This is a genomic window from Bradyrhizobium sp. USDA 4541 (assembly GCF_024171085.1).
Lineage (GTDB): Bacteria > Pseudomonadota > Alphaproteobacteria > Rhizobiales > Xanthobacteraceae > Bradyrhizobium > Bradyrhizobium australafricanum.
Genome location: NZ_JALJZF010000001.1, coordinates 458,928 through 470,797, shown reverse-complemented (window position 1 = coordinate 470,797; position 11,870 = coordinate 458,928). Strand labels below are relative to the sequence as shown.

The 11,870-nt window shown below is 65.3% G+C and carries 8 protein-coding genes; 3 read left to right on the top strand and 5 right to left on the bottom strand.

Translation table 11 applies throughout. The annotated features are described in order from the left end of the window. The first annotated feature begins 9 nt into the window (after positions 1-9). Positions 10-1,098, top strand: a complete 1,089-nt coding sequence (locus J2R80_RS02280; RefSeq protein WP_076832313.1) for a Cj0069 family protein — start codon at positions 10-12, stop codon at positions 1,096-1,098. Between the two features lie 358 nt (positions 1,099-1,456). Here J2R80_RS02280 and maiA read toward each other — a convergent pair whose 3' ends face one another. Then, positions 1,457-2,116, bottom strand: coding sequence for a maleylacetoacetate isomerase (gene maiA, locus J2R80_RS02275; RefSeq protein WP_076832309.1), 660 nt, complete (start codon positions 2,114-2,116; stop codon positions 1,457-1,459). Positions 2,117-2,452: 336 nt separating this feature from the next. Here maiA and J2R80_RS02270 point away from each other — a divergent pair, with 336 nt between their 5' ends. Next, positions 2,453-3,481 (top strand): IS110 family transposase, encoded by a 1,029-nt coding sequence (locus J2R80_RS02270; RefSeq protein ID WP_057016162.1) that lies wholly within the window; start codon positions 2,453-2,455, stop codon positions 3,479-3,481. A 454-nt stretch (positions 3,482-3,935) separates the two neighbouring features. Here the strand turns inward: J2R80_RS02270 and metH are convergent, their stop codons facing one another. Next, positions 3,936-7,790 carry a methionine synthase gene (gene metH, locus J2R80_RS02265; RefSeq protein ID WP_076824861.1) on the bottom strand — a complete coding sequence of 1,285 codons (3,855 nt, stop codon included), beginning with the start codon at positions 7,788-7,790 and terminating at the stop codon, positions 3,936-3,938. Positions 7,791-7,793: 3 nt separating this feature from the next. Next, positions 7,794-8,708 (bottom strand): methylenetetrahydrofolate reductase [NAD(P)H], encoded by a 915-nt coding sequence (gene metF, locus J2R80_RS02260; protein WP_057016102.1) that lies wholly within the window; start codon positions 8,706-8,708, stop codon positions 7,794-7,796. Positions 8,709-9,098: 390 nt separating this feature from the next. On the opposite strand from metF, the gene J2R80_RS02255 reads away from it, so the two are divergent. After that, a complete protein-coding gene (locus J2R80_RS02255) occupies positions 9,099-10,118 on the top strand; it encodes an LLM class flavin-dependent oxidoreductase (protein WP_253637914.1) in 1,020 nt (339 codons plus the stop codon). A 5-nt stretch (positions 10,119-10,123) separates the two neighbouring features. Here the strand turns inward: J2R80_RS02255 and J2R80_RS02250 are convergent, their stop codons facing one another. Both J2R80_RS02250 and J2R80_RS02245 read right to left on the bottom strand, forming a co-directional pair. Then, positions 10,124-10,984, bottom strand: a complete 861-nt coding sequence (locus J2R80_RS02250) for a prephenate dehydratase (RefSeq protein WP_076824865.1) — start codon at positions 10,982-10,984, stop codon at positions 10,124-10,126. A 21-nt stretch (positions 10,985-11,005) separates the two neighbouring features. Beyond that, positions 11,006-11,746, bottom strand: a complete 741-nt coding sequence (locus J2R80_RS02245) for a 3-deoxy-manno-octulosonate cytidylyltransferase (protein ID WP_076824867.1) — start codon at positions 11,744-11,746, stop codon at positions 11,006-11,008. Positions 11,747-11,870: the final 124 nt, after the last annotated feature.

Genomic DNA, 11,870 nt, shown 5'->3' with positions numbered 1-11,870 from the left:
AGCTTTCACATGGACACCCAACCACACACACGTCTTCGTTCCGAAAATCGTCGTTGCAAAATCGCCATCCTGTCGCGTGGCGACGCCGCGTCGCGCCGGGAGGCGACCCCACAAAACAGCCGTTTCGTCCGCGTCTTCGAAGCGCTCGCCGCTTCGGGCATCGCGGCCGTTCCCGTCGTCTATGACGAGACATTCGCCGATGCCGTTCGCGACCAATTGCTGACGATGGACGGCGTTCTGGTCTGGGTCGATCCGATCCATCAGGGCAAGACGCGCGCCGCCCTCGATCCGCTGCTGCGCGAGGTCGCGGCGAAGGGACCATGGGTCAGCGCGCATCCCGACGTCATCCTCAAGATGGGCGTCAAGGACGTGCTGTACCGGACGCGTCACCTCGGCTGGGGCGCCGACACCCATCGATACGCGACGGTCGATGCGTTCCGCGCCGAATTTCCCTCGCGCTTGCGCGCGGGTGGTCCGCGCGTGCTCAAACAGAACCGCGGTAATGGCGGGCAGGGCGTCTGGAAGGTGGAAACCGTGCCAAAGACCGACGCGACGATTCGCGTGCTGCATGCGCTGCGCGGCAGCCAGCCGGAGGAGATGCCGCTGGCAGACTTCATGGCGCGCTGCGAGCAATATTTCGGCTGGGGCGGCTGCATCATCGATCAGGCTTTCCAGCCGCGCCTGCCCGAGGGCATGATCCGTTGCTATGTCAGCGCAGCGAAGGTCGCAGGCTTCGGGCACCAATTGATCAAGGCCCTGATCCCGCCGCCCCCGCAAGGCCCGGATTCTCCGGAAGCCCAACCCGGACCGCGCATCATGCACGGCCCCGATGCGCCGCAATTCCAGGCACTGCGAAGGTTGATGGAGGACGAATGGATCCCGCAAATGATGGCCGCGCTGACGATCGATGAGACGTCGCTGCCGGTGATCTGGGATGCCGATTTCCTCTACGGTCCACGCGATGCTGATGGCGCCGACACCTACGTGCTCTGCGAGATCAACGCGAGCTCGTGCTTCGCGATCCCCGACGAAGCGCCGGCGGCGATCGCGCAGACGGTCAGGGATCGCATCGGTCGGAACATGGCGAGCGTGAGGTGAGCACGCCCTGCAGGCTTCCTCTTTCTACCCATTGCTCGGGGCCCATGGGTGCGATCGGCACCCGGCTTTCCCTGCGCCGTCTGTTCAAGAGAGGGCGGAAAAGAAAGACAAAACTCGGACAAATCATGTCGCGAGAATGCGGAAGTGTGTCACAGACGACGCCACACATTCGGTGTGTCGTCCCTGCGAAAGCAGGGACCCATAACCACCGATGGTCATCGTTGAGCAGTGCTGCAACGACGAGTCGCCTCCACAACAACTGCCGCGGAGTATGGGTCCCGGCCTTCGCCGGCACGACGATCGAGAGAACCGCGCACACGTTTGCGTCTCTGCCTGTCCTTTGCAGCGCGTCCGCAAACTACTTCGGCCGCATCGCTTCCGGTGTATCCGGCTGCGCGGACGGATGCGCCTTGGCGAATTCCGGCAGCGCCATGGCGGTCTCGTGGATGCGCTTCACGGTCGGCCAGGGCGACAGGCTGATCTGCTGGTTGATCGCCGCCGTGACGTGGCCGACCAGGCAGATGTCGGCAAGGGTGGGCGCATCGCCGTGACAGAACCGGCCGGTCGCCTTGTGGCCGGCGAGGTGGCCCTCGAGCGCCGCCAGCGTCTCGACCGTCCAGTGCCGCCGCCACGCGTTCTGCTGGCTGTCGCGCAGATCGAGCTCGCGGTCGAGATAGCGCCGCACCCGCGGCGTCAGCAGCGGATGGCCCTCGCAGGCGACGATCAGCGCCAGCCCGCGCACCCGGGCGCGGCCGAGCGCATCCGCCGGCAGCAGCGGTGGCGTCGGAAAAGTCTCGTCGAGCCAGTCGATGATCGCGAGCGACTGGAACAGCACCGTGCCGTCGTCGGTCACCAGCGCCGGCAGCGCCATCTGCGGATTGATCTTGCGGTAGGCATCGGTGCGATGCGCGTCCGCATCGAGATCGACGAAGACGACGTCGGCGGCGACGCCCTTGAGGTTGAGCGCGACCCGCACCCGAAAGCTCGCCAGCGAGCGCCAGAACGAGAAGAACTGCATGGAGTGCACCCCGCATTTCTTCCCCTCTCCCCTTGTGGGAGAGGGTGGACGCGATGCAAGGCATCGCGGACGGGTGAGGGGTCTGTCTCCGCGGATAGAGACCCCTCATCCGTCGCGGACTTTGTCCGCGACACCTTCTCCCACAAGGGGAGAAGGGAAGAAAGGTCTGTCTATCCAGACCCGTAGATGGGGTAACGGGCCGGCCGCCCGCTCGCTACGGCGCAATTTGGAAGCGCGCTCGCGAGCGGCCTGTTGGTTGGAAGGCGGTCGTCCCTCAAACTGATGGTGTTCAACGGAGTCGGGCAAGCCCGCTCCAAGCATCATTAAGGGACGACCATGTACCACTATGCAGGAATTGACGTGTCTTTGGAATGCTCGAGCGTTTGCCTTGTCGATGGGACAGGCAAGATTTTGCGCGAGACGAAGGTTGCGAGCGAGCCGGCGGCGCTGATCGCCTGGTTCCGGTCGCTGGGTCTGGTACTGGAACGGATCGGGCTGGAGGCAGGCCCCTTGTCGCAATGGCTGTATGCGGGTCTGCGAGACGCAGGGCTTGCGGTCGAGCTGCTGGAAACGCGGCACGTTCGCGAAGCCTTCAAGTCGATGCCGGTGAAGACGGACCGCAACGATGCCCGCCGGATCGCGCAGTTGATGCGGCTCGGCTGGTTCCGGCCGGTGCACTGCAAGTCGGTCGCGGCGCAGGAGACCCGCGCCATCCTGACGGCGCGCAAGCTGCTGCAATCCAAGCTTCGCGATGTCGAGAACAGCCTGCGCGGCATACTTCGCGGTTTTGGCCTGAAGGTCGGTGCGACCACCGAGCGCACGTTCGCCGGACGCATCCGCGAGCTCGTGACCGGCCATCCCGGACTGGAGTTGGTCGCGGCGGCGCTGCTCCAAGCCCATGCGGTGCTGCTGCGGGAGTTCAAGAGCCTGGACAAGCACACCCAGAAGCTCGCCAGGACGCATCCATCCGCCAAGCTCCTGATGACAACGCCGTCCGTTGGTCCGATCGTGGCGCTCACCTATGCCGCGGCGATCGACGACCCGAAGCGCTTCCGCTCCTCGAAGGCCACGGGAGCCCACTTTGGGCTCACCCCGAAGAAGTACCAGTCCGGTGAGACCGACTACACCGGCCGCATCAGCAAGATCGGGGATGCCTCCGTGCGCGAGGCACTCTACCAGGCAGCTCACGTCATGCTGACCAAGCCGGTCAAGAATTGCTCGGCATTGAAGAGCTGGGCGATGCGGATCGCCCGGCGCGCAGGCATGCGCAAGGCCAAGGTAGCGCTGGCTCGCAAGCTCGCCGTGATCCTGCATCGCATGCTCGCCGACACCAAACCGTTCAACCCGATGACCAAGGCCATCTAGCCAGGAGCAGCAATCGGTTCCGGGCGGGCCACGACACCAGGCTCTCCCCGAGCGAAGTCCCTCCGCTGGGACGATGGATCCGGTCAGGCCGCCATCCGGGAAGTGGCTCACGACCACGCAATCCGTAGATTGGCCGGCCGGCTCCTCAATGCACCCCATCAGGCGACGGCCTTCGCGCCGATCCCGTACAGAAGCAAGTGCCCGGCGAGTGGATGACGCGAAAAGGGATTGACTAACCAAGGCCCGTTACAGAAGCCCGGATGAAGCGCAAGCGAAATCCGGGGCCGGTCCGTCGTTCCGTCGCAGTCTATCCCGGATTACGCTTCGCTGCATCCGGGCTACGGCACTCCAATACGTCATGCCCGGGCTTGACCCGGGCATCCATCAATCTTCAGAAGTGTTTTTGAAGATGGATCGCCGGGTCAACCCCGGCGATGACACGTGTCGAGGAGGCCTACCCAGCCCCCACCTTCTTCTTGCGCCAGGCGAGATGCACGGCGCAGGTGCAGCCCTGCGGATGCGAGGCCAGCTCCGCGTCGTTGGCGGGCGTTGCGGCGGGCGCGATTGCCGATCCCTTGGCGCCGTCCTGCGAGGGGATGTAGTTCAAGACCGGCGCCAGCCAGCGCTCGATCTCGGCGACCGTCATGGCCTTGCGCGTGGCGTAGTCCTCGACCTGGTCGCGCTCGATCTTGCCGACGCCGAAGTAGAAGCTTTCGGGATGCGAGAAGTACAGGCCCGAGACCGACGAGCCCGGCCACATCGCAAAGCTCTCGGTCAGCTTCACGCCGGCGGTGTTCTCGGCATCGAGCAGCGCGAACAGCGTCCGCTTCTCGGTGTGGTCGGGCTGCGCCGGATAGCCCGGCGCCGGGCGGATGCCGTCATATTTCTCGAGGATCAGTTCGTCCGCCGACCAGGTCTCATCGGGCGCATAGGCCCAGAACTCCTTGCGCACGCGCTGGTGCATGCGTTCGGCGAAGGCTTCGGCCAGGCGATCGGCCAGCGCCTTGCACAGGATCGAGGAGTAGTCGTCATTGGCGTTCTTGAAGCGGTCGGCGACCGCATCCTCGCCGATCCCCGCGGTGACGACGAAGCCGCCGATATAGTCGGCGATGCCGGTTTCTTTCGGCGCGATGAAGTCGGACAGCGCGGCGTTGAAGCGGCCCTCGCGCTTCTCGAGCTGCTGGCGCAGCGTATGGAAGGTCGCGATCTTCTGCTTCCGCGTCTCGTCGGCATAGACCTCGATGTCGTCGCCGACGGCGTTCGCCGGCCAGAAGCCGACGGTGGCGCGGGCGGTGAACCACTTCTCCTTGATGATGGTGTTCAGCATCTTGCGCGCGTCGGCATAGAGCGAGCGGGCGACTTCGCCGACCTTGGGGTCGTCGAGGATCGCCGGGAAGCGGCCGGTCAGCTCCCAGGTCTGGAAGAACGGCGTCCAGTCGATGTAGTCGGCGAGCTCGGCGAGATCGTAGGCGTCGAAGCTCTTCAGCCCGAAGAAGGCCGGCTTTTTCGGCGGCGCCGCCGCAAAATCGATCGCGACCTTGTTGGCACGGGCCTCGCCAAGCTTCAGCCGCTTCTTGTCGGCCTGGGCGCGGAAATGCGCCGTCGAGATTTTTGCGTATTCGGCGCGTACCTCGGCGGCGTAGGCCTGCCTCCTCTCGGCCGACAGCAGCGAGGAGGCAACGCCGACGGCACGGCTCGCGTCATTGACGTGCACGACCGGGCCGCCCGGATAGTTCGGGTCGATCTTCACGGCGGTGTGCACGCGGCTCGTGGTGGCGCCGCCGATCAAAAGCGGCAGGTTCATGCCCTGCCGTTGCAGCTCGCCGGCGAGGAAGCTCATCTCGTCGAGCGAGGGCGTGATCAGGCCGGACAGGCCGATGATGTCGGCGCCTTCGGCCTTCGCGGTCTCGATGATCTTGTTGGCAGGCACCATGACGCCGAGGTCGATGACCTCGAAATTGTTGCACTGGAGCACGATGCCGACGATGTTCTTGCCGATGTCGTGGACGTCGCCCTTCACCGTCGCGAGCACGATCTTTCCCGCGGCGTTGCGGCCGCCGGTGATGCCGTTGGCGAGGTTGCGCGCCTTCTCCTCCTCCATGAACGGCATCAGATAGGCGACCGCCTGCTTCATCACGCGGGCCGACTTCACGACCTGCGGCAGGAACATCTTGCCGTCGCCGAACAGGTCGCCGACCACGTTCATGCCGGCCATCAGCGGCCCCTCGATGACGTCGAGCGGACGGGACGCGTTCTGGCGGGCGGCCTCGGTGTCCTGCTCGATGAACTCGGTGATGCCGTGCACCAACGCGTGGGACAGCCGCTTCTCGACCGGCCATTCGCGCCAGGCGAGATCTTGCTCCTTGGTCTGCTTCTCCTTGCCGCGGAATTTCTCGGCCAGCGCCAAGAGCCGCTCGGAGGCGCCGGGATCGCGGTTGAGGATGACGTCCTCGCAGGTCTGGCGCAGCTCGGGATCGATGTCGTCGTAGACGATCATCTGCCCGGCATTGACGATGCCCATGTCCATGCCGGCATGGATCGCGTGATACAGGAACACCGAGTGCATCGCCTCGCGCACCGGTTCGTTGCCGCGGAACGAGAACGACAAATTGGAGACGCCGCCGGAGATGTGGGCGCCCGGCAGGTTCGCCCGGATCCAGCGCGCCGCCTCGATGAAGTCGACGCCGTAATTGTTGTGCTCCTCGAGGCCGGTCGCGATCGCAAAAATGTTCGGATCGAAGATGATGTCCTCGGGCGGGAAGTCGAGCCGGTCGACCAGGATGTCGTAGGCGCGCTTGCTGATCTCGGTCTTGCGCTTGAACGTGTCGGCCTGGCCGGTCTCGTCGAACGCCATCACCACCACGGCGGCGCCGTGGCGCCTGGCGACGGTCGCCTCATGGATGAACTTCTCCTCGCCTTCCTTGAGCGAGATCGAGTTCACGATCGGCTTGCCCTGGATGCATTTCAGGCCGGCCTCGATGACGTGGAATTTCGAGGAATCGACCATCACGGGCACGCGCGCGATGTCGGGCTCGGCGGCGACGAGGTTGAGGAACGTCACCATCGCCGCTTCGGAATCGAGCAGGCCCTCGTCCATGTTGACGTCGATGACCTGGGCGCCGTTCTCGACCTGGTCGCGCGCGACCTGCAGCGCGGCGGTGTAGTCGCCGGCGGTGATCAGCTTGCGGAAGCGCGCCGAGCCGGTGACGTTGGTGCGCTCGCCGACATTCACGAACGGGATCGCGTCGGTCAGCGTGAACGGCTCGAGGCCGGAGAGCCTGAGCCGCGGTGCGATCTCGGGCACCACGCGCGGCTTGTGCGGGGCGACCGCCTTGGCGATCGCCGCGATATGGTCGGGCGTGGTGCCGCAGCAGCCGCCGACGATGTTGACGAGGCCGGCGGCCGCGAATTCGCCGATCAGCCGCGCCATGTAGTCCGGCGTCTCGTCATACTGGCCGAATTCGTTGGGCAGGCCGGCGTTCGGGTATGCACACACGAGCGTGTCGGCGACGCGGCCGATATCGGCGATATGCGCGCGCAGATCCTCGGCGCCGAGCGCGCAGTTGAAGCCGATCGTGATCGGCCTTGCGTGCCGCACCGAATGCCAGAACGCCTCCGGCAACTGGCCGGAGAGCAGGCGGCCGGACTTGTCAGTGATGGTGCCGGAAATCATCACGGGCACGTCGATGCCGCGCTCCTCGATGATCTCGGAAATCGCGTACAGCGCCGCCTTGGCGTTCAGCGTGTCGAAGATGGTCTCGACCAGCAGCAGATCGGCGCCGCCGTCGAGCAGGCCCTTGGCCTGTTCGCCATAGGCCTTGCGCAGATCGTCGAAGGTCACCGCGCGATAGCCGGGATTGGAAACGTCGGGCGAGATCGAGGCGGTGCGGTTGGTCGGGCCGAGTGCGCCGGCGACAAAGCGCGGCTTGCCGTCCTCGGCGCTCACCCGCTCGGCGGCGGTGCGCGCCAGGCGGGCGCCCTGCAGGTTCAGCTCATAGGCGAGGTCCGACATGTCGTAGTCGGCCTGCGCGATCGAGGTCGAGGAGAAGGTGTTGGTCGCGACGATGTCGGCACCGGCGCGCAGATATGCGGCGTGGATGTCCGTGATCGCATCGGGCTGGGTCAGGATCAGTAGATCGTTGTTGCCCTTGATGTCGCGGTGGAAGTCCGCAAACCGCGCGCCGCGGAAGGCGGCTTCGTCGAACTGCAGGCCCTGGATCATCGTGCCCATGGCGCCGTCGAGCACCAGGATGCGCTCGCGGGCAGCCGCGAGCAAAGCGTTACGCTTGGGGGAAACGGGAACGGACATGTGTCAGGCAGCTTTCTGGGCACCGTTCGGCCGGATGCCGAGCAGGTGGCTGATCGCGAACACGAGGTCCGCGCGGTTCATGGTGTAGAAGTGGAAGGTGTCGACGCCGTGCTTGAACAGCTTCTGCACCTGGCCGGCGGCGACGGTGGCGGCAACCAGCTTGCGAGTCTCGGCGTCGTTGTCGAGGCCCTCGAACTTCTCGGCGAGCCAGTCCGGCACGCTGGTGCCGGCGCGCGTCACGAAATTGCGCGCCTGCTTGAAATTGTGCATCGGCATGATGCCCGGCACGATCGGAATCTCGATGCCGCGCGCGCGCACCCGGTCGACATAGCGGTGGTAGAGGTCGTTGTCGAAGAACACCTGGGTGATCGCGCGCGTCGCGCCGGCGTCGACCTTGGCCTTCAGCGTGTCGATGTCGGCGTCGAAATCCTTCGCTTCCGGATGCTTCTCGGGATAGGCGGACACCGAAATCTCGATGTCGGCGTGGCGCCTCTTGATCCCGGTGACGAGTTCGGCCGAACTCTGGTAGCCGTCCGGATGGGTGAAGTAGGGCGTGCCGATGCCGCCGGGCGGATCGCCGCGCAGCGCGACGATGTGACGGACGCCGACCTCATGATAGCGGTCGACGATGTCGTCGATCTCGCCGCGCGAGGCGCTGACGCAGGTCAGATGCGCGGCCGGCAGCAGATCGGTCTCGCGCAGGATGCGGGTGATGGTCGAATGGGTGCGCTCGCGGGTCGAGCCGCCGGCGCCGTAGGTGACCGAGACGAAGTTCGGCGTCAGCGGCGCCAGGCGATTGATGGTCTCCCAGAGATTGCGCTCCATCTCCTCGGTCTTCGGCGGGAAGAACTCGAAGGAGATTTTCGGCGCTTTGGGCGCACGTGGTGCGTTCGGCACGGAGGAAATGGTCTCGGTCATGATACGCAAAGGCTCCGCAACTGGAGGGCAGACATCCGGCCTGGATATGAAGGCCCCAAGATAAGCCAAACGCGTCGGATCAAACAGCCCATCGGATATGGGAAATTGCCCATTCGTGGCGCAGATTCGGCAAAAATTGACTATCTGGAACGTTCGGTGGGCAGTCGCCGACTTCGCCGAAAATGAAATTAACGTATTGAAAAATATAAATAAAGGAAATGGCTTGCAATTGATTGGAGAGCGAAATCGATTGTGGGTAGCGTGGTACAATGATGAATCATTGCGTATCGTCCCAAAGCCGACGGCTGCCGGCGCCGGCGTTCCGCCGCGGGACTGGTCTGCGCGGCCGGGGCCTTTGTCGCCTCGTGGCGCCACACTAGGTTGACGGCCATGATTCCGCTCTCCGTCCTCGACCTGTCCGTCGTCACCACCGGCACCAGGCCGGCCGCTGCGCTCCGCAACAGCATCGATCTGGCGCGCCATGTCGATGGCCTTGGCTACGTCCGCTACTGGCTCGCCGAGCACCACAACCTCGCTTCAGTCGCGAGCCCGGCGCCTGATCTGATGATCGGGCAGATCGCGGCGGTGACGGAGCATATCCGTGTCGGTTCCGGCGGCGTGATGCTGCCCAACCACGCGCCGCTGGTCGTCGCCGAGCGCTTCAAGATGCTGGAGGCGCTGTTTCCCGGCCGCATCGATCTCGGCCTCGGCCGCGCGCCCGGCACCGACGGCGCCACCGCCTACGCACTGCGCAGCCGGCTCGATCGCCGCGAAGGCGATGATTTCCTCGAGCGGCTGCACGAGCTGACCTTGTGGGAGACGCGCGATTTCCCGCCCGGCCATCCCTACAACAATGTGGTGGCGATGCCGGATGATTCGCCGCTGCCGCCGATCTGGTTGCTCGGCTCGAGCGACTATTCCGCCGAACTCGCGGCCCAGGTCGGGATGGGCTTTGCATTCGCGCATCATTTTGCCACTCACGATGCAATTGCGGCGATGACGAACTACCGCGCGCATTTCAAGCCGTCGGGCTGGCGTGCGACGCCGCAGGCGATTCTGGCGGTTGCGGTTGTTGCGGCGGAGACCGACGCTGGAGCCGAGCGGCTTGCGCTGTCGATGGATCTCAACCGGCTGCGCCGCGACCGCGGCCAGTATCTGCCGCTGCCGAGCGTCGAGGAGGCAGAGGCCTATCCCTATACCGACGCCGAGCGCGCCTCGATCAAGCGCAACCGCGCCCGCCTCTTCGTCGGCAGCCCCGCAACCGTGATGACGAAGCTGGAGCCGCTGATCGCGGCGACCCAGGCCGACGAGCTGATGGTGATATCAGCGGTCTACGACCATGCCGCGCGGAAGAAGTCGTACAGCCTGCTCGCCGAGGCGTTCGGGCTTGCGAAGACGGCGGCGGAATGACTGCGTCAATCCTGCGTCTCGCTGAAAGTCGCGCGGAACGGATGGCCGGGATAGACGCCGACGATGCGGAATTCGCGCGAGAAGAATTTCAATTCCTCGATCGCGAACGCGAGGCCGCGCTCATCGGGGTGACCGTCGACATCGGCATAGAATTGCGTGGCGAAGAAATTGCCGTCGACCATGTAGCTTTCGAGCTTGGTCATGTTGACGCCGTTGGTGGCAAAGCCGCCCAGCGCCTTGTACAGCGCGGCGGGCAAATTGCGCACCCGGAAAACGAAAGTCGTGACCAGCGGCCCCGAACCCTGCGTGGCCCACTTGGCCTCGCGCGCCAGCACCACGAAGCGGGTGGTGTTGTGGGCCTCGTCCTCGATGTCCTCGGCGAGAATGTCGAGACCGTAGATGTCGGCGGCGAGGCGGGAGGCGATCGCCGCCACGCTCTTGTCGCCGCGCTCGGAGATGTCGCGGGCGCTGCCGGCGGTGTCGGCGGCGACGATCGGCTTGATGCCGAGCTTGCGGATGACGCGGCGGCACTGGCCGAGCGCGTGGACATGGCTCTCCACGCTCTTGATGTCGGCGAGCTTGGTGCCCTTGATCGCCATCAGCTGATGGCGGATCGGCAAGAACCATTCGCCGACGATGAACAGGCCCGAAGCGGGCAACAGATGGTGGATGTCGGCGACGCGGCCGGCGACCGAATTCTCGATCGGGATCATGCCGAGATCGGCCTCGCCCGAGGAAATCGCGGCCAGCGCGTCCTCGAAGGTCGGGCAGGGCATCGGCTCGGCGTCGGGATAGGCCTCGACGATCGCGATATGGGAATTGGCGCCAGGCTCGCCCTGGAACGCGATTTTCAGCTTCTTGGTCATGGGTGGCCTTTTACCAGCCGGTCAGGCGTTGGAAAGTATTCTGCGGGCGGTTTCGAGATCGGCCGGGGTGTCGACGCCGCGCGGGACGGTATCGACGATGGTGACGTCGATCCGCATCCCGGCCTCCAGCGCGCGGAGTTGCTCGAGCTTTTCCTGCTGCTCCAGCGGCGAGGGCGGCAGCGCCACGAACCGCTCCAGCGCGGCGCGGCGGTAGGCGTAGAGGCCGATATGATGGTAGCGCGGCCCGTCGCCATAAGGCGCGGTGGCGCGGGTGAAATACAGCGCGCGCAACCGGTTCGGCCCGATCGGCGAGCCGACTGCCTTGACGACGCTGGGGGCCTGATCCTCCTCCTCGGTATGGATGCGCGAGGCCAGGGTCGAGATGTCGACTGCGGGATCGTCGAGCGCCGGCATCACGCTGCGGATGGTCTCGGGGCTGATGGTCGGGAAATCGCCCTGCAGATTGACCACGATCTCGGCATGGCCGTCGGGGTCGAGGGTCGTCATCGCTTCATAAATCCGGTCCGAGCCGGACGGATGGTCGGGACGGGTCATTACGACCTCGCCGCCCGCAGCCTTCACCGCTGCAGCGATCTCGGCCGTGTCGGTCGCAACCGCAACCCGGCCGATGCCCGCCGCCTCGGCCCGCCGCAGCACATGGACGATCATCGGCACGCCGGCGATCTCGAGCAGCGGCTTTCCCGGAAGGCGAGTGGCGGCCATGCGGGCCGGAATCAGCACCAGGGTACGGGGTTGGGTCATTCGTGTCGGAGCCCGTCCGGCCTGCGGAAATTGCCGGGGAGGAGGTTGAATTCGGCGCGTTTATACGGGTTGCCAGAGCGCGGGCAAACCGATATCTCAACCCTGCTTGGGGCGGTGCGATAAG